The organism is Candidatus Pelagibacter sp. (genome assembly GCF_965262185.1).
GTDB lineage: Bacteria > Pseudomonadota > Alphaproteobacteria > Pelagibacterales > Pelagibacteraceae > Pelagibacter.
The window spans coordinates 1,234,533-1,253,886 of sequence record NZ_OZ253498.1 but is presented as its reverse complement, the minus strand read 5'-3'; the positions used below and the strand labels follow the sequence as shown (position 1 = coordinate 1,253,886).

Sequence of the window (19,354 nt, the reverse complement as noted above, 5' to 3'; positions counted from 1 at the left end):
TTATTCTCCCAAAAAATGATGAATTATAGATCTTTTTTGAGACTCTAATCTATGTTCAAACAGATAGAGACCTTGCCAAGTACCCAGTAATAATTCGTTATTTTTAATACTCAGAGAAATTTGATTATTCGTTAATGCAGATTTGATATGAGCTGGCATATCATCTTTACCCTCAGTTGTATGAACATAAAGCGAATTATCCATTGGTGCTAACTTATCAAAATATTTAATCAAATCAGTTTGTACATCTGGATCGGCATTCTCCTGTACAATTAAAGATGCACTTGTATGCTGAATACTTAAATTTAAAATTCCATTCATAAAATTATTTTCATTTATCCAATTAATAGTTTGATCTGTAAATTCATATAACTTTTGACCATTTGTGTTTATTTGAAGATTAAAAAATTCTTGTTTCATGAATTCATCACTTTAGATGTTAATTCGTATAATCTACTGATTGTTCTTTCAAATGGTTTTTCTAATAGTTTTGATGATGTAAATTTATCCAAACTTTGATCAGCTGTTACCGCAATTGGAACAGTATTATCATAAATTATGTCTAATAAAGTAATAAATCTTTGCTGTTGATTAGAATTAAAATTATCAAACTGTGGTATTTGATCGATTACTATAAAAACACAATTTTTAATAATTTCTAAATAATCTTCTGCACCTAAATTTTGATCACATAATGTTTTAAAATCAAATCTAGCCACTCCTTCATAAAAATTTTCTATTTTAAAATTTCTTCCTTTTACATTAATTATTTTCTCAGTTTTATTTTTATCTTTAGTAATAGTTCTAAAAAATTTATTTATTTTAAAATTAGTTTCTTCATCAAGTGGAAAAAAGTATCTATCTTGAGAATTATTAGATTTTCTATAGTCATCTTCAATTACAAGTTCGTATTGAAAAGATTGATCCTCCATGATTTTTATAAATGGTTTGAACTGATCTCTTTGAAGACCATCTTTGTAAAGCTCAGAGATTTTAGTATTGGAAGTTACAATTATTTTTATATCTTCTTTGAAGATTTGATCAAATAATTTTCCTAAAATCATAGCATCAACAATGTTGGTTACTTGAAACTCATCAAAGTAAATTATCAATGCTTTTGATTTTAAATCTTCAACAAATTCATTAATAATATTTTCTTGGTTACTACCTTTTCGCTCATGAACAAAATTATGAAAATTCAACATAAACTCGTTAAAATGTGATCTTAATTTCTTATGATCTAATTGATCAAAAAAGAAATCTAAAATCATTGTTTTGCCTACACCAACATCTCCGTATAAATAAAACCCCTTTTTAAAAGATTGACTTTGAAAAATTTTTGATATTAATGATTGGAAATTACCCTCATAGTATTCTTGTAATTTTTTTACTAAATCTATCTGACTAGGATTAATTTCTAAATTTTTTTTTTTACAGTGAGATATAAATTCTTTTTCAAAAGGTAGAGCCATTAACTTCTTTTAGTTTTAAAATCGATACCATATTCTGATCGTGGTCCTTTTCGTAAACCAAACGGGCCTGGAATAAATATTGTCATTGGTTTTGTACCTGGTTCCAAATCAACTCTATGAAAATCATTTGCTGATCTAAAACCAATGTATCCTGGCTTTCTCCAAAATCTTCCATTTTTTGTTGTTTCCCAGTACCCTCCTCTTAAAATTATTGTAATGTATGGGCATAAATGGTTATGCACCCCATCACCATGATCATCATCTAACATTTCATGGATTAATATATTAAATGGAAACCATTTAGGTCTATTTCTGAATATCACATAATATCTATTCATCCACGGTTTTGCTTCTTCAAATTTTGGGTGTGATGGTCCTCTATCTAGAACTACTTTTTTTCTTCCGATCTTTTCTAAAAATTTCAAGATCATATTTAATTGTATTGTACGATAGAACCGTTTCTAACTACATACAAATTATTATTAAATATAAATGGCTCTGAAATCATGTCTCCAGAAACTTTTTCTATGTTTAAAACTTTTCCTTCACTTAAATCAGCAATTATTATTCTTCCATCAGTATTTGTTAAATACAATTTAGTATTACCTATTACAAAACCAACTGGTTCAATTTCTTTTCTTTTTTTAATTTTATAATTGTTAAAAAGATCTGTAATTCTAATTATTTTGCCTTTGTTTTTTTCTACAACATACAAATAACCGTCATTAGAAACAGTAAAAATCAAATTACCAGTAATTATTGGAGTGATATTGGAATTTAAATCATTTATCCAATTAACTACTCCTGTTTTTACATCCACTGAATAAAATTCATTTTTATTATTAGAAAAAAAGATAGAATTTCCATCTGATACTAGTTTTGATATTTTAAAGTTATAAGTTTCATTGATGATACTGCTGCTTTGAGTTGGTAACTGCCAAGTGATTAATCCAGTTTCAATATCAACTGCCGTGATATCTCCGATTGAGTTACTAAATATAACCATTTCATCAATTATTATTAAAGAATATTTTGCATTTGATATAGTAAACGAATCTTCTGTTTGTAAATTCCAACATTCAGATCCATCTTCAATTTTATAACATCTCAAAGTATTTTTATAATCAACAACAAAAAATTTATTTTTATAACTTTTGATATCTGAATTAAATGGATAGGTATTATTTTTTGACCAATTCAATTCACCAGTTTCAAGGTTAACTGAGTAATATTTTGCAATACTATCCGTTATTAAAATGTTGTTTTCTTTAATTGCAAAATTTAACTTTGGTCTTAATTTTTTTTCTGACTTAGTGTAATGATTTTTTTTCCATAACACTTTTTTATTATTATCGTATCTAATAATTGTACCCTTTTTATCAAAGAAAATTAATCCATCTGATAAAAAAATTGGTTTATAATTAAGACTATTTATTTCATCTAACTTTGAAAATTTAAAATTACCTATTTTTTCTAATTGTCCTTCATAGCTTTGAGCGCCGTAGTTATTGGTATTATCTATTATTTTGTTGGTTGTTCTTAATCCAGATAAATCAAGTTTAACTTCTTGATTAAATTCAGAGGCTTTTACTTCTTCCTCTGCAAATATTTTTTTAACATTTTCTTTTTCTGATAAATCTTTTTCCTTGTCTTTCCAAATTCTTGAATTTTCATTGAAAGAACAATTATTTAGAAGAAAAAATGTAATAAATAATGCTAATAGTCTATTCACTCAAATCTCTGTTTAATCTTTTCTCTGATTCTATTCTTATATCTGGATTTGGATTTTCTAAAGTTGTTATTTGTTGAAAAAATTCTTTTGCTTTTTGTTTTTGATCTTGTGCATAAAAATATTCAGCCATTAAGTATAATGCGTGTGATTTCCATACGCTTTCTGAATTAATTAATGGATTTAGCATATTTAGTAAATCAGCTTCATTTGCCTGATCTGCATTAAATAGTGCCTTCTTATAAATAACTAAATTTTTAATTTCTTCATCTAGTGAAGTTTCATCGATTATGACATCAAATAATTTATTAACTTCGTTTTGATCAGAAAGAAGATTGTTATCAATTATAAAATAAAGAGAAAGAGGTGAGTAAGTTGGATCCTTTTGATTAATTATCTCCAATAATTTATTTAAAGTTATATCTTTAGAACTTTCAGAATGATCAATCGTAATTGCATTAAAATTATCAGATATCTGCCTTTTTTTATCAGTTGTATATTTATCATAGCTGTAAACACCTATTACAACCAAAACTAAAACAATAACTGAAGAAATTATTAGTTTTTTGTTATTTACAAAAAAATTCTTAATTTTTTCGTTTCTAGTATTTGCATTTATTATTGATAAATCTTCATCCATATTAAATCATGTTCCTTAACACATATTGGAGAATTCCTCCATTTTTATAATATTCCAACTCATTTTTAGTATCTATTCTAGATAAAGTCTTTACTTTTTTAATTTCTCCAGAGATATATTTGATCTCTATAACAACTTCATCAGAAGGATTTATGCCTTTTTCAATATCAACTACGCTTATTAGTTCTGAGCCAACTAAATTTAAGCTTTTTCTATTTTCTCCATCTTTAAATTGCAGTGGTAAAATTCCCATTCCAATTAAATTTGATCTATGAATTCTTTCAAAGCTTTCAGCAATAACCACTTTTACTCCTAAAAGTTTAGTTCCTTTAGCAGCCCAATCTCTTGAAGAGCCAGTTCCATATTCTTTACCACCTATAACTACTAAATCAGTTCCTCTTTTTTTATACTCAACTACTGCATCATAAACAGGCATTACTTTTTCTTCAGGATATAATTTTGTAAATCCACCTTCAGTTCCTGGAGCCATCTCATTTCTGATTCTAATATTTGCAAAAGTTCCTCTCATCATAACTTCATGGTTTCCTCTTCTTGAACCATAAGAATTATAATCTTTAGGTAAAATTTGATGTTCCATAAAATATTCTCCAGTTGGACTATCTTTTTGTATACTTCCAGCTGGCGAAATATGATCTGTTGTTATCATATCACCTAATATTAATAACGGTCTTGCATCTTTAATTTCTTTAAATCCCTCTGGTTCATCAGACAAGCCTTCAAAGAACGGTGGTTTTTTTACATAAGTTGAACCTTCATCCCATTTATAAATACTGCTTTTTTCAGTTTTAATTTGTTGCCATTGAGTAGGACCATCAGAAACATTTGAGTATCTTTGAATAAACATATCAGCATTCAAAGATTGTTTTAAAGTATCCTCTATTTCTTGATTTGATGGCCAAATATCTTTCAAAAATATATCTTTCCCATCTTTACTTTTTCCAAGAGGGTCTTTGTATAAATCAAACTCCATATGTCCAGCTATTGCGTAAGCAACCACCAATGGTGGAGAAGCTAAATAGTTTGCTTTAATATGTGGGGAAATTCTTCCTTCAAAATTTCTATTTCCTGATAGTACAGAAACGGCGTGAATATTTTCTTTTTGAATCGCTTCTACTATATTTTCAGGTAATGGTCCTGAGTTTCCAATACAAGTAGTGCATCCGTATCCAACTAAATTAAAACCTAATTGATCTAAATAAGTATTTAAACCAGCTTTTTCTAAATAGTCAGTCACTACTTGAGATCCAGGTGCTAATGATGTTTTAACCCAAGGCTTTACTTCTAATCCATGCTCAACAGCTTTTTTAGCAAGCAAACCTGCTCCAATTAAAACATTTGGATTTGAAGTATTGGTACATGAAGTTATAGCAGCAATTAAAATTGAACCATCTTGAATTTCATAATCAGTATTTGAAACTTTTGATGTTGATTTTTGATCTTTGTTAGTTGCTTCAGATAAAACTTTTTTAAATGAAGTTGGTGCATCAGTTAACAAAACTTTATCTTGTGGTCTTTTTGGCCCAGAAATAGTTGGTACAACCGTAGACATGTCTAAAGAAATTACATCGGTAAACTCTAGATCATTACTTGCCCACAAACCTTGTTCTTTTGCATATTTTTCAACTACTTCAACAGTATGCTGATCTCTTCCTGAAAATTTTAGATATTTTAAAGTTTCACCATCTATTGGGAAAAAACCACAAGTAGCACCGTATTCTGGAGCCATATTTGCAATAGTTGCTCTATCTGCAAGAGTTAGATTTTTTAATCCATCTCCATAAAATTCTACAAATTTTCCAACAACACCTTTATCTCTTAACATTTTAACCACTGTTAAAACAAGATCTGTTGCTGTTGTACCTTCGGGCATTTTATTTTTAACTTCAAAACCAATCACTTCAGGTATCAACATAGATATAGGTTGGCCCAACATTCCTGCTTCAGCTTCAATACCGCCTACTCCCCAGCCTAAAACAGAAAGACCATTAACCATCGTTGTATGGCTGTCTGTGCCGACAAGTGTATCTGGAAATATATATTTCTCACCTTTAAATTCTTCAGACCAAACTACTTTAGATAAGTATTCTAAATTTACCTGATGACAAATTCCTGTTCCTGGAGGGACAATTCTAAAATTATCAAAAGCTTGTTGTCCCCATTTTAAAAATGAATATCTCTCACCATTTCTATTGAATTCTATATCTACATTTTTTTCAAATGAATCTGCTTTTGCAGATTGATCAACTTGAACAGAATGATCGATTACAAGATCAACTGCTGATAATGGATTGATTGTATTTGGATCTTTATTTTTTTCTTTAACAGCCTCTCTCATAGCAGCTAGATCTGCAACAGCGGGAATTCCTGTATAATCCTGGAGTAAAACTCTGGCAGGTCTATATGCAATTTCAGTTTTTGATTTTTTTGTTTCTAGCCAATTTTTAATTGCTTGTATTTGAGATTTTGTAACACTCAAATCATCCTCATATCTCAATAAATTTTCTAATAAAACTTTTAGAGATTTTGGAAGTTTATTAATCCCATCCAGCCCATTTTTTTCTGCTTCACTTAATGAATAATAATTGTACTCTTTGTTATCAATGCTAATTTTTTTTAGTGAGTTGTAAGAATTTTTGTTTCCTGGTGTCATATTTTATAAATAAAAAGTTATTATGCTTGTTAAAAGAAGCAGTGACATAGCATAATTAAAATAATTAATAAATTTCTGATTTGTCGCAAATTTCCTAAAGAATTTACCCAAAAATGTCCATAGAGTTATACTTGTTACTGAAACTAGTAAAGCCATAAAAAGAATTTGAGTCGTATAACTCACAAATGTTTCTCCTGGATTTATATAAGTAGATACAAGAATTATAGATGCAATTACACCTTTTGGATTTAGAAACTGAAAGATAAAAGTTTCATGAAATTTAATTGGATTTTTATTTTTATTTTCTTGATTTGATGGACCTGAAAATGAGATTTTATAAGCTAAATAAATCAAAAATAGAGTTCCTAAATATTTTAATATTTCTTGAATTAAAGGATAAAGCTTAAATATATTTATCAAACCTAAAGCTAGGCATAATAATAAAAATGGAAAACCTAGAGTAACTCCGATTATATGTGGAAGTGTTCTAACTATACCAAAGTTAAAACCAGAATAAAAAGCAACAAAGTTATTAGGACCAGGTGTAAATGCAGCAACAATTCCAAATAAAGTTATCGAAAGAATTTCAGGATGCATTACTAAGCAATTGGTAAACCGTTCTCAGCTTTTTGTGATGGGTGTACTAAAGTAACTTTCCCCTCAGTATCTATTGCTCCTAAAACTAATACTTGTGAAACTACACCAGCAATATTTTTCTCAGGAAAATTACAAACTGCAATAACTTGTTTTCCTTTTAAATTCTCCTCATTATAATAATGAGTAATTTGAGCTGATGATTGTTTGATGCCTATTTCACTTCCAAAATCTACTTCAACCACTAAAGATGGTTTTCTAGCCTTTTCATTTTTTTTAACTGAAATTACAGTGCCAACTCTAATATCGACTTTGTCAAAAATGTCATAGGTAATTTGCTCTTTAATCATAATATAATATAGTGTTTTAAGTATATGAGTATAGATAACAATTTATATGAAAAATCAATCAAGATTTTAACCGACTTAATTGCGTTTAAAACTATCTCAGGCCAAGACAATAGTAATTTGATTGATTATTGTGAAAACATTTTAAATAGCATTGGAATAGATACTTTCAAAGTTTATGATGATGACAAAAAAAGAGTTAATCTCTTTGGAACTTTAAAAGCAAAAAATCAAAGCTCAAAAAAACCAATCATTCTATCAGGACATACTGATGTGGTTCCAGTTTCTAAAGGTTGGAGCACTGATCCATTTGTTGCAACAATTAAAAAAGACAAACTTTATGGAAGAGGTTCATGTGATATGAAAGGTTTTATTGCATGTACACTTGCTTATGCACCAATCTTTAAAGAAAGTAATTTAGATAGAGACTTACATTTCTGTTACACGTTTGATGAAGAGACTGCATGTATTGGCGCTCCTTTATTAATAGAGGAGTTGAAAAAAAGAGATATCAAAAATGGAATTTGTATAATTGGTGAACCAACTACAATGAAAATTATAGATGCTCACAAAGGTATGAATGAATACACAGTTCACTTTGGAGGACTAGCAGGACATAGTTCAAAACCGCATTTAGGAGTAAATGCTGCAGAATATGCAACTAGGTATGTTGGAAAACTTTTAGAAATAAGAGAACAACTAAAAAAAAGAGTTAAACAAAACAGTATTTTTGATCCTCCACATTCAACTTTATCAATTGGAGGCATTAAAGGCGGTATTGCTCATAATGTCATTGCAGACAAATGTGTTGTTGAATGGGAAACAAGACCTGTTGCAAGAGAAGATGGAGAATTTGTAACAAATGAAATTGATAAATATGCAAATGAAGTACTCTTGCCAGAAATGAAAAAAGTATTTCCAGATTCTTATATTAAAAAAGAAACAATTGGTGAAGTTGTTGGATTTAATAGATTGGACGAATCTGAGGCATGTGAATTTGTATCTAATATAACTGGAGATAATTCAAGAGAAGTAGTTTCTTTTGGAACAGAGGCTGGTTTATTTCAAGAACTAGGAATTAGTACAGTTGTTTGTGGACCTGGATCTATAGAACAAGCTCACAAAATTGATGAGTTTATAGAACTAAACGAGATGAAAAAATGCCTTAAATTTTTAGAAGGTGTAAAAGATAAATCAGTAAATTAACTCCAACCACCTACTGCTTTTACCTCTAAAAATTCTTCTAAGCCATGTTCGCCAGCTTCTCTACCGATACCAGAGTGTTTAAAACCTCCAAATGGTGCATCAACAGCAATACCAGCTCCATTAACATCCACCATTCCAGATCTTAATTTTCTGGCAACTCTTTGAACTTTTTCAGAGTCTTGAGTTTGAATATAGTTTGTTAATCCATAAGAAGTATCATTTGCAATTTTAATAGCTTCTTCCTCTGTTTCAAATGGGATAACAGATAAAACAGGTCCAAAAATTTCAGTTCTTGCAACATCCATATCATTATTTACATCTGCAAAAACAGTTGGTTTAACAAAGTAACCTTTGTCTAATCCATTAGGTTTACCTGTTCCTCCAGCAACTAATTTTGCCCCTTCATCAATACCTTTTTGGATTAAAGTTTGAATTTTATTGTATTGAGTTTCTGAAATAACAGGACCTATGTGCTCTCCTTCTTTTTTAGGATCACCTACCTCAAAATTTTCTGTATATTTTTTTAATCTTTCTATAGCTTCATCATACATTGATTTTTCAACCAACATTCTTGTTGGAGCGTTACAAGATTGTCCTGAATTTCTAAAGCATCTTAAAGCCCCTCTTTCAATAGCTTCTGAATCAGCATCTTTAAAAATTATATTTGCTCCTTTTCCACCTAATTCTAAGCTTACTCTTTTAAAATCTTTAGCAGCATTTTGAGAAATCAAAGCTCCAGCTCTTGTTGAACCTGTGAAAGAAATCATATTAACCTCTGGATGGCTTGTAAGAGCATCACCTGTTGTTGCTCCATCACCATTAACTAAATTAAACACACCTTTTGGAAATTTTACTTCATCAATAATTTCAGCAAGTATCATTGATGATAGTGGCGCTAATTCTGATGGCTTTAAAACCATTGTGCAACCAGCTGCAATTGCTGGCATTACTTTTAAACAAACTTGGTTCATTGGCCAATTCCATGGTGTTATTAATGCACAAACACCTTTGGGTTCATAAATTAATCTTTGATTAGGAGCGTGTTCTCCTAATGGTTTTTCAAATTCGAAGTTTTTTAAATATCTGATAAAAGATTTAATATGACTTGCTCCTGTTCCTGCTTGTAATTTTGTAGCAAAATCTTTTGGAGCTCCCATTTCAAGAGTTATAGCTTCTGCAATATCTGCCCATCTTTTCTTATAATTTTCATAAAGTTTTTCTAATAGTGCAATCCTTTCTTCTTTAGAAGAAAAAGCCCAAGACTCGTAAGCATCTTTTGCTGCAGTAACTGCTAAATCAACATCTGTTTTATTTCCCAAAGTAATTACGGCACAATTTTCTTCTGTAGCTGGATCGATTACTTTAATTTCATCAGCGCTATTTGGTTTAACCCAAGCACCATTAATATAAAAATTTTTTTTATCTAACATGTTTTGACGTTATCCTTTCTTTATGTTTTTGCAAATAAATTTGTTAATTCGTAAACAATTGTAGCAGCTGCAAGAGATGTAACTTCAGCATGATCGTATGCAGGTGAAACTTCCACTACATCAGCTGAGACTAAATTTAATCCAGACAACCCTCTTAAAACATTTACCATTTCTCTGGTTGTCATCCCTGCAATTTCTGGTGTACCTGTACCAGGTGCAAAAGCTGGATCTAACACATCAATATCTATAGATAGATAAAGTGGATTATCTCCTACTCTTTTTCTAATCCTTTCTGCAATTTTATCTGTTCCTTCAGTTTGAAATTCATCACAGTGAATTATTTTGAAACCAAAACTTTCATCATTTTTAATATCATCTCTGCTATAAAGAGGTCCTCTAATTCCTACATGCATTGAGGCATCATCTAAAAATAAACCTTCTTCTCTTGCTCTTCTAAAAGGAGTTCCATGCGTATATGGAGCACCAAAATAAGTATCCCAAGTATCTAAATGAGCATCAAAATGAACTAAAGAAACTGGTCCTTTATTTTTTTTATTAATTGCTCTTAACAATGGCACCGCAATTGTATGATCACCCCCTAAACTAATTATTCCACCTACTTTATTTAATAAATCAGTTGCTCCCTCTTCTATTTGTTTAATAGCTTCATCAATACTAAATGGATTACACGAAATATCACCGGCATCTGCAACTTGTTGAATTTTAAAAGGCTCCACATCATAACTTGGATGATAATTTGTTCTTAAATGTCTAGATGCTTGTCTTATACTCTGAGGACCAAATCTCGCCCCTGGTCTATAACTGGTTCCGGCATCAAACGGAACACCAACAATCGCTAAATCACAGCTCTCAACATCTCTTAATTCTGGCAATCTTGCAAAAGTACTTGGGCCAGCATATCGAGGTACTTTTGTTCCACTTACTGGTTGAATAGGATTTTTGTTTCTTTCTTTTGTCATTTTTTAATAATCTAAGATAATATTATCTAATCTAATTCGTCTATAATAAATTAATGAAAATTATTATTTTATTCATCTTAATATTTCAGTTTTCACAGGTAAATGCTGATGAAATATACAATCTAATCAAAATTCCGAACTTGGAAATCTACAAGCTAAAAAATGGGAACAATATCCGTTATTTAAATGCAAAAGGAGATTTTAAAATAGGAGTAGATAACAACATTACTTGCAATAAGACAAATCAAGAAAATCTTAATACAAAATTTCCAATCATTGAGAAAAATATTAAAAGATACAATTATAAATTTCTTAAAAAAATAGATTTAAAATACATTGTATTTTGTGAAGGTTTATTTATTTCGAACATCAATACTGGCGGAATACCAGATACCAAAAATAGAACTTTAATATTAGATATAAACTTTAACGAAAAATATTTTGAAAGAATGATTCATCATGAAATTTTTCACATGATTCAAAATAGTTATGAGGATGATTTTAACGATCAAAATTTTTCCTTACTTAATAATTCTGATTTTGAATATGCTGAGTGTTCAACTTGCTCAGATAGATTAAATTTAGATTTATATGAAAATACTAATGGTTTTTTAACAGAATATTCTAAATCAATTCCATCAGAAGATATGGCTGAAATCTTTTCTTTTTTAATGATTAATAAAAATTTGATTGAAGAGAAAATAAAAAACGACCCTATATTAAATAATAAGGTTAATTTTATTAAATTAAATATATCTAAAATTGATCAAAATATTTTATGATTAAAACAATTAAGGCTTCAAAATCAGAAAAAATTTTATTTATTTTTTTAATAGTTTTGGCGATTTCTGCTTTTTCGTCCTTTTTTTTATTAAAAAATAAATGTCTATTTATAGACAACAATGATTTAAAAAAATTAAACTTTAAAAACCGAGATAATATTGCGGTAATGAATTTAGAGTGTGGAAATGTAATTATAGAGCTATACCCAGAAATATCTCCAAAAGCTGTTGAAAGATTTAAAATATTAATTGAAAAAAAAATGTACAATGGTTCAGCCTTCTATAAGGTGGTTGAAAATACTTTAGTACAAGCTGGTGATATTGAATTTGGAAATATTAAATATTTAGATTACTCAAAAATTGGAAGTGGAAAATCAGGATTAGGATTATTAAAATCAGAACTTAGTGATGATTTTGAATTTACTGAAGGTAGTGTTGGTTTTGCAAGATCAACAGAATTTAACACTGAAGATAGTGAATTTTTTATTACCTTGAAAGATATCCCAATTTATCAAGGGGAATATACTCCACTTGGAAAAGTAAAGTTTGGTATAGATATTCTTAAGAAAATAAAAACAGGTAATAAAGCAATCTATGTACTTAGACCTGATTATATAAACACTTTTAGAATGTTAGAGACTAATTAACTAAAGGTTTTCCTGTTGAAAGAGTGTGTTTAATTCTATCTTGAGTTTGTTTGGTTTCTATCAATCTCATAAAAGAATCTAACTCTAATTTATATAGATCATCTTCTGATAAAGTTTTATCTAAATTTGTATCACCACCACTTAAAACATTTGCAAGTTCAGTTCCAACATGCATTCCATGATCTAATATTATTTTGTCATTATATAATTTCTCTAAAACTTTAATCATCTTATCTTTCAAAGGTTTTCCAGATAAATTAAATTTACACTCTTCTGGAGGAACAAAATCGTTATTTTGATGAATAAGTTTTCTAGCCTCCTCAAAAAGACTGTTTCTATTCATGATTTTTTTATCCTCAGGTTTTAAGTATTTTAAAGGCTCAGCTTCTACAGGAGAAGTTGCGGTTTTTGCGTATCCAATAATATCAAATACTTTTAAAGGAGCATAATCAGGATCAGATTTTGCTTCTTCTGTTTGTGACCATCTCCATAGCATTTCTTTACATCCACCTCCAGCTGGCACTAATCCAACAATTGTCTCTACAAGACCAACCACAATATTTGTGTGCGATGCTACAAAATTACTTTGAACTAAAACTTCAAAACCACCACCCAAAGTAAGACCAGAAGGTGCAGAAACTACTGGGTGCTTAGAATATTTTAAAGTTTTACAAGTATCTTGGAAATATTTAATAAATTTTTCTATAGATTTAAAATCACCTTTGTCTGCAAAATTCATTGTATAACTTAAATTTACACCTGCAGAAAATTGCATACTTTCATTCATAACAATTAGTGGTTTGTCAGTTGCATTTTTTAATGCATCCATTGAGTCGTAATCTAGTGCACAAGCTTTTGTAGTAAATTCGACAATATTAAAATCTTTAAAACGGTGAATTTCAGCAGAATTATTTTTATCTACTTTTATTGCTGTTGGTCTTATTTTTCCTAATGTTTCAATATCAGTGTAAAGTTGTCTTTCTCCATAAAAGTTTTCATCTTTTGACTTTGATAAATTTTCTAAAAATTTATTTTTTTCAAAATTATCTATTCGTGAAAAAAAATTTTCTACTCCAATTGATTTTAACATTTCAAAAGGACCCATTGACCAATTAAAACCAAGTCTCATTGCTTCATCTATATCATTGAACTTATCTGTAATTCCTGGAACTAGAGAAGATGCGTATTTAATTATTTTAGAAATTACTTCCCAAGCATATTCTCCATATTTATCTTGTCGATTAATTAAATTATTAATATCTACAGTCTCAACTCCTAAATCTATTTTTTTTGAGGTTGTATATTCACCTGTTTCTAAATTGATAGCTTCTAATATTTTTTGGTTTCCACTTTTATTCATTCTGTAAAAACCACCTTTTCCTTTTCGTCCAGTGTAACCAGTATCAATCAATTTTTTTACTAACGGAATTTCTTTTGCAACAATTTGAAATTCATCATTATCAGAAAGTTCTTTAATAAAGCTTTTTAAAACATCAGCCATCAAATCAATTCCAATTAAGTCATATAAGCCAAAAACTCCTGTTTTAGGTATGCCCATTGGTCTTCCAAAAACTGCATCAGCTTCTTCAATTGATAATTTCATTCTAAATGCTTCAGTCATTGCTACCTGCATTGCATAAACACCTATTCGATTTCCTAAGAAACCAGGTGTATCATTACAAACGATAGCACCTTTGCCTAATTCAATTTCACAAAATTTTTTAAGAGAATTGATTTTATTTAAATCATTGTTCTCATTCTTAACAATTTCAAGTAACCCCATATATCTAACTGGATTAAAGAAATGAGTTATACAAAAATCTTTTTTTTCTTCCTCAGTTAATTTTTCTGACAAAACTTTAATTGGGATAGATGAAGTATTTGATGAAACAATTGCCCCCTGTTTTCTATTCTTAAATATTTTTTCATAAATATTGTGCTTTATATCAATTCTTTCTACAACAGCCTCAACAACCCAATCAGCTTCTTTTACTACATCGAAATTGTCATTAATATTTCCAACTTTAATATTTTCAATTTTGGTTTTATCTAAAAGTAATGGAGGTCTTGATTTGTGAATTCTGTCTCTAGCTTTTTCAGATATTTCTGTTGTTAAATCTAAAAGAGTTACGGGTACATTTGCGTTACACAGGTGCGCTGCAATTCCACTACCCATCGTACCAGATCCAATAACAACTACTTTTTTAATATCCATAATTAATAAACTTCTATTGAATTAATCAAAAACTTGAAATAAGACAAATTTCCTGATTAATTAAATTGGTAAGCTATATAAATTAACACAATATTAAAGATAAAAATGTACAATTCAGTAATAGCTGGTTACTCCAGATCACCTTTTGCAATGGCAAACAAAGGGAAATTGATAGATGTAAAACCGGTTAATTTACTATCCGAAGTAATTAAAAATCTTGTTTCACAATCAAAAGTTAATCCAAAAGAAATTGATGATGTTGTTATTGGTTGCGCTTTTCAAGTTGGTGAACAGTGTTTTAATATTGGAAGATTAGTAACTTTTTTATCAGATCTAGATATGAGAGTTCCTGGTATGTCTGTAGATAGATGGTGTGGATCTTCTATGGAGGCAATTCATATTGCGGCAGGAAAAATAGCAATGGGATCAGGTAAGATATTTATTTGTGGAGGTGTTGAAAGCATGACAAGAGTTAGAACTGGCTTTGATCCTTTGCCCTACCCTTATTCTAATGATGAAAAACAAAATCCACATTTATATTTATCAATGGGAATTACTGCAGAGAATGTTGCAAAAAAATATAATATTTCAAGAACAGAGCAACAAGAGTTCTCATTAGAAAGTCATACAAAAGCAAATGAAGCACAACAAAAAAATAAATTTAAAAACGAAATTACAAAAATAGGTGATTGTGAATTAGATGAAAATATTAGACCTAATAGCACAATGGAAAAATTAGATAGTTTAAAGTTGGTATTCGATCAGAATGGAACAGTAACAGCTGCAACCTCATCTCCTCTAACAGATGGAGCTGCCGCAACTCTAATATGTGAAGAAAATTTTGCTAAAGAGAATGGTTTAGAAATTCTTGGGAGAATAAAATCTACCGCAGTTGAAGGATGTGATCCAAACTATATGGGATTAGGCCCAATTTCAGCAACCAAAAAAGCTTTGGAAAGAGCTAAACTCTCAATAAAAGACATTGATATTGTGGAGCTAAATGAAGCTTTCGCATCTCAATCACTAGCTTGTATCAAAGATTTAGAAATAGATATTAATAAAGTAAATTTAGATGGGGGTGCTATTGCTTTAGGACATCCTTTAGGGGCAACAGGTGCGAGGATAACAGGTAAAGTTGCACAACTTTTAAAAAGAGAAAATAAAAAGTACGCTCTTGCTACTCAATGTATTGGCTTAGGAATGGGAATTGCAACAATAATAGAAGCAGTTTAATTATCTATTAATTCCTCTTAATCTTTCAGATCTTCTTCTTAATAGTTCTGCACTAATTAATATTAAAGTTGAAAGAATAATTAAACATGTTGCAACAGCTAAAATTGTTGGACTAAGCTGCTCTCTTAAACCAGTCCACATTTGTACTGGAATTGTAGTGTTTTCTAAACCAGCAAGAAATAAAACTACAACTACTTCATCAAATGAAGTTACAAATGCAAATAAACCTCCTGATATTACACCTGGCAATATTAAAGGAAGGGTAATTTTCATAAAAGTATTTACAGGATTGCTCCCTAAACTAGCCGCAGCTCTTGTTACACTATGATCAAAACCAGATAATGTTGCGGTTACAGTGATTACAACAAACGGAGTTCCTAGTATTATATGAGCAAATACTATTCCTGTATGCGTTGCTGCTAAACCAACTTTTGCCATGAAAAAGAATATTGCAACACCTGATATAATTAATGGAACAATCATAGGTGAAATAAGAGTAGCCATTATAATTCCTTTATAGGGCATGTGCCTACTACTCAAACCAAGAGCAGCTAAAGTGCCAAGTATTATCGATCCTATTGTTGCAAATATCGCGATTATAAAACTATTTTTTGCAGCCAATCCCCATGGGTTTTTGGTTCCATAGACCATATCCTTATACCACCTTAGAGAAAAAGCATCTGGATCTAGATTTTTCATTCCCTCAGAAAAAACTAAAAATTCTTCAGCGTTAAATGATAACGGAAATATTACGAATAAAGGTGCAATTAAAAAGAAAAATACAAAAGCACAAATGGCTAAATAAAAATAGTGCCAAATTCTATAACGAGTTTCTGTATAACTTGGTAATGCCATAATTATCCTAATTTAATGTTATCTACTCCAACTAGTTTATTATAAATCCAATAAATTACTAAAACTCCAGTTAACAACATTAATCCCATTGCAGACGCAAAACTCCAATCTAGGGTTGTTTTCATGTGATATGCAATCTGGTTACTTATCAAAGTTCCAGAGGCGCCACCAACTAATGCAGGTGTAATGTAATATCCAATTGCCAAAATAAATACCAATAAACATCCCGCTCCTATACCTGGAATAGTTAATGGGAAATAAACTTTCCAAAACGCAACGAAGGGAGTTCCACCTAAAGATTTTCCTGCTCTCATTAAGCTTGGTGAGATTGTTTTCATCACACTGTAAAGTGGTAGAACCATAAATGGTAACAGTATCTGTGTCATCGCCACATAAGTACCAACTTTATTGTACATCATTTCAGGTCTGCTATCGTCAGCAACTAATCCTATCATGACAAAGAAATCATTAACAACCCCTTGTTGTTGTAACAAAATCATCCAGCTTGCAGTTCTAACTAGTAGTGAAGTCCAAAATGGAAGGAGAACACAAATCATTAATAGATTTGAATATTTCATTGGCAAAGTAGCTAATAAATGAGCTATGGGATAGCCCATTAAAAAACAGAATACTGTTACAAAAAAAGCAATTTCAAGTGTTCTTAACCACAAAATTCTATGAATTCTTCTATCTTCATCTACCTGAGCAATGCTTCCATCTGCAGCATAATACATATCCATACCTTTGAGGTATTTAGCTAATGTATAGGGTGGTGCAGTTCTTTTAATTGCTTGCCAATACTCAACTTTGCCCCAGTTTTTATGAACTTTCACCATCTGTTCTTTAATGCTAGCGCTTTCATCTATTTTTTTTCTTTTAATACTTCTAAACAATCTTTTGGTTGTTGAATTAAAACCATTTTTTTCTTTATTTAATCTTTGGCCAAGTTTTCCATGTTCTTGTTTTTCAACAAGTGCCTTGTAGTCATAATAAAAACCAGAAAAAACTTCCTCAGGTGGTAATTCTTTTCCATCCCATTTCTCCATTTCCTTAAATGTTTTAGGAAGCATATTGGTAATCATCTTGTCATCAATACTTCTCGTAAACATTTCTCCAATTGGAAATATATAAGTGATGACTAAAAATAATAATAAAGGAGCTACAAGAGCAAAAGCCTTAATTTTGTTTTTTCTCTCAGCTTTTTTTAAGCTGACTTCAAGTGGTATACCGTCAGTAGTTAATATTTTATTTTCTGAGCTCATAAAAAAAGGGCGGTTATATAACCGCCCTTAAATATTATATAATTTTTAAATTAAAAACTAGTTTTAATTTAAACCTGCTTTCATTGCTTCCCATTTTTCACCAATCTCTGTTCCATAATCAGCCCAGAAGAACGGATCTACTAAAAAGTAATTTTTAGTATTTTGTGGAGAAGTAGGCATTTGAGGCATCATTTCTGTTTTACCATCTTTATACCAAGGCTCACCAGCTTTGATTATTTCAAGAGAAGATTTTCTCCATGGAGCGTATGCAATGTACTTAGCACTTCCAGCTAACATTTCAGTGTTAGTCATCATAGCTAAAGCTTTCATAGCATTCTCTTGGTCAGGACCACCATCAACAAGTGCAAAATATTCATAGTCTAAACCTTGACCATCCCATACTTGTTTAATAGGAGCACCTTCACCAACTTCTGCGTTGAAGAATCTTCCGTTCCAACCTGTTGCCATTACAACTTCACCTGCAACTAATAATTCAGGTGGTTGAGCACCAGCAGACCAGAATACACATCCTCCATTTGGATCTTCACAAAGTTCTTTTATTTTGTTCATTGCTCTATCGATGTATCCATCTTTTTCTTCCATAAATCTATAAAGTCTATCACCACCTTTACCCATTTTAACTCCATCAGCAGCTAAAGCGATTTCAAGGTTAGTTAAAGCACTTTTGTAGATTGCTCTTTTTCCAGGAAACTTTTTAGTATCAAAAAAGTCTTTGATAGTTTTAGGCTCTTTACCATCAAATGCTCTAGTGTCGAACGCATAGTTCCATGAATATAAAATGTTACCTACAGCACATTCACTTGGCATTCCTGTGAAGAAGTCTTCACTTGCAGGAGTTCCATCTGGTGCAGGTGGAAAGTCTTTGTCAAAATCAAATTTAACAAATAAACCTTCATCACATCCGTTAATTGTATCGAATGCAAATAAGTCGATGATATCCCAAGTAATAGCACCCGCTTCTTTTTGTGCTTTAATTTCTGATAAACCACCAGAGTAATCAACCCAATTAATGTCAATTCCTAGTGCTTTAGCAGTTGGATCACCATACCCTAACTTTTGAGACTCTGTATAAGCTCCACCCCAAGATGCAACAGTAACTGCAAATGCTGATGAAGTTATTGAAAGAGCAAAAGAAAGAGCAAGTAATAATTTACTTAATTTTTTCATTATTCCTCCGTTTAAACGTTAATATAAATTAATTTATATAATGAAATTACACCAAAATGAGCAAGTGAAGTCAACAGCTCATTTAATCTTATAAAGATTTCTT

At 30.2% G+C, this 19,354-nt stretch carries 18 protein-coding genes; 4 read left to right on the top strand and 14 right to left on the bottom strand.

The annotated features are described in order from the left end of the window. From ACQY31_RS06845 to ACQY31_RS06810, 8 genes are read right to left on the bottom strand one after another with little or no spacing between them, the layout of a single operon-like run. Entirely contained in the window at nucleotides 1-420 is a 420-nt protein-coding gene (locus ACQY31_RS06845; RefSeq protein ID WP_428079739.1) for a secondary thiamine-phosphate synthase enzyme YjbQ, read from the bottom strand. Next, nucleotides 417-1,472, bottom strand: a complete 1,056-nt coding sequence (gene zapE / locus ACQY31_RS06840) for a cell division protein ZapE (protein WP_428079737.1) — start codon at nucleotides 1,470-1,472, stop codon at nucleotides 417-419. Before zapE ends, ACQY31_RS06845 begins: the two co-directional genes overlap by 4 nt. Continuing rightward, nucleotides 1,472-1,903, bottom strand: coding sequence for a hypothetical protein (locus tag ACQY31_RS06835; RefSeq protein WP_428079735.1), 432 nt, complete (start codon nucleotides 1,901-1,903; stop codon nucleotides 1,472-1,474). The genes zapE and ACQY31_RS06835 overlap by 1 nt, the downstream gene beginning before the upstream one ends. 2 nt (nucleotides 1,904-1,905) lie before the next feature. Then, the gene (locus ACQY31_RS06830) at nucleotides 1,906-3,204 is read right to left on the bottom strand and encodes a PQQ-binding-like beta-propeller repeat protein (protein WP_428079733.1); all 1,299 of its coding nucleotides are present in this window, start codon (nucleotides 3,202-3,204) and stop codon (nucleotides 1,906-1,908) included. After that, the gene (locus tag ACQY31_RS06825) at nucleotides 3,197-3,841 is read right to left on the bottom strand and encodes a tetratricopeptide repeat protein (protein WP_428079731.1); all 645 of its coding nucleotides are present in this window, start codon (nucleotides 3,839-3,841) and stop codon (nucleotides 3,197-3,199) included. Before ACQY31_RS06825 ends, ACQY31_RS06830 begins: the two co-directional genes overlap by 8 nt. 1 nt (nucleotide 3,842) lies before the next feature. Continuing rightward, nucleotides 3,843-6,512 carry an aconitate hydratase AcnA gene (gene acnA / locus ACQY31_RS06820; protein ID WP_428079729.1) on the bottom strand — a complete coding sequence of 890 codons (2,670 nt, stop codon included), beginning with the start codon at nucleotides 6,510-6,512 and terminating at the stop codon, nucleotides 3,843-3,845. Nucleotides 6,513-6,515: 3 nt separating this feature from the next. Next, the gene (locus ACQY31_RS06815) at nucleotides 6,516-7,109 is read right to left on the bottom strand and encodes a LysE family translocator (RefSeq protein ID WP_428079726.1); all 594 of its coding nucleotides are present in this window, start codon (nucleotides 7,107-7,109) and stop codon (nucleotides 6,516-6,518) included. 2 nt (nucleotides 7,110-7,111) lie between these two features. After that, nucleotides 7,112-7,453 (bottom strand): tRNA-binding protein, encoded by a 342-nt coding sequence (locus ACQY31_RS06810; protein ID WP_428081206.1) that lies wholly within the window; start codon nucleotides 7,451-7,453, stop codon nucleotides 7,112-7,114. A gap of 27 nt (nucleotides 7,454-7,480) precedes the next feature. Between ACQY31_RS06810 and argE the strand changes: the two genes are divergently transcribed. Further along, nucleotides 7,481-8,659, top strand: a complete 1,179-nt coding sequence (argE, locus tag ACQY31_RS06805; RefSeq protein WP_428079724.1) for an acetylornithine deacetylase — start codon at nucleotides 7,481-7,483, stop codon at nucleotides 8,657-8,659. On the opposite strand, the gene ACQY31_RS06800 is transcribed toward argE, so the two are convergent. Together ACQY31_RS06800 and speB are read right to left on the bottom strand one after the other, a co-directional pair. After that, entirely contained in the window at nucleotides 8,656-10,089 is a 1,434-nt protein-coding gene (locus ACQY31_RS06800) for an aldehyde dehydrogenase family protein (RefSeq protein ID WP_428079722.1), read from the bottom strand. The genes argE and ACQY31_RS06800 overlap by 4 nt on opposite strands. A gap of 20 nt (nucleotides 10,090-10,109) precedes the next feature. Next, nucleotides 10,110-11,069, bottom strand: coding sequence for an agmatinase (gene speB / locus ACQY31_RS06795; RefSeq protein WP_428079720.1), 960 nt, complete (start codon nucleotides 11,067-11,069; stop codon nucleotides 10,110-10,112). A gap of 53 nt (nucleotides 11,070-11,122) precedes the next feature. Between speB and ACQY31_RS06790 the strand changes: the two genes are divergently transcribed. Then, on the top strand, nucleotides 11,123-11,851 hold the full coding sequence (locus ACQY31_RS06790; RefSeq protein WP_428079718.1) for a putative zinc-binding metallopeptidase: 729 nt from the start codon (nucleotides 11,123-11,125) through the stop codon (nucleotides 11,849-11,851). Beyond that, nucleotides 11,848-12,498: a peptidylprolyl isomerase gene (locus tag ACQY31_RS06785; RefSeq protein ID WP_428079716.1), complete on the top strand. Its 651-nt coding sequence runs from the start codon at nucleotides 11,848-11,850 to the stop codon at nucleotides 12,496-12,498. The genes ACQY31_RS06790 and ACQY31_RS06785 overlap by 4 nt, the downstream gene beginning before the upstream one ends. Here ACQY31_RS06785 and ACQY31_RS06780 read toward each other — a convergent pair. Then, nucleotides 12,491-14,713, bottom strand: a complete 2,223-nt coding sequence (locus ACQY31_RS06780; RefSeq protein ID WP_428079714.1) for a 3-hydroxyacyl-CoA dehydrogenase NAD-binding domain-containing protein — start codon at nucleotides 14,711-14,713, stop codon at nucleotides 12,491-12,493. The two genes, ACQY31_RS06785 and ACQY31_RS06780, sit on opposite strands and share 8 nt — an antisense overlap. Nucleotides 14,714-14,818: 105 nt before the next feature. Here ACQY31_RS06780 and ACQY31_RS06775 point away from each other — a divergent pair, with 105 nt between their 5' ends. Then, nucleotides 14,819-15,946, top strand: a complete 1,128-nt coding sequence (locus ACQY31_RS06775) for a thiolase family protein (RefSeq protein WP_428079712.1) — start codon at nucleotides 14,819-14,821, stop codon at nucleotides 15,944-15,946. Here the strand turns inward: ACQY31_RS06775 and ACQY31_RS06770 are convergent, their stop codons facing one another. The 3 genes from ACQY31_RS06770 to ACQY31_RS06760 all read right to left on the bottom strand — a co-directional run bounded on the left by ACQY31_RS06770 (nucleotide 15,947) and on the right by ACQY31_RS06760 (nucleotide 19,251). Further along, nucleotides 15,947-16,801 carry an ABC transporter permease gene (locus tag ACQY31_RS06770; protein WP_428079710.1) on the bottom strand — a complete coding sequence of 285 codons (855 nt, stop codon included), beginning with the start codon at nucleotides 16,799-16,801 and terminating at the stop codon, nucleotides 15,947-15,949. It abuts the gene before it with no gap. Between the two features lie 2 nt (nucleotides 16,802-16,803). Continuing rightward, nucleotides 16,804-18,063, bottom strand: coding sequence for an ABC transporter permease (locus tag ACQY31_RS06765; RefSeq protein WP_428079708.1), 1,260 nt, complete (start codon nucleotides 18,061-18,063; stop codon nucleotides 16,804-16,806). 63 nt (nucleotides 18,064-18,126) lie between these two features. Next, nucleotides 18,127-19,251: an extracellular solute-binding protein gene (locus ACQY31_RS06760; RefSeq protein WP_428079706.1), complete on the bottom strand. Its 1,125-nt coding sequence runs from the start codon at nucleotides 19,249-19,251 to the stop codon at nucleotides 18,127-18,129. Between the last annotated feature and the right edge of the window lie 103 nt (nucleotides 19,252-19,354).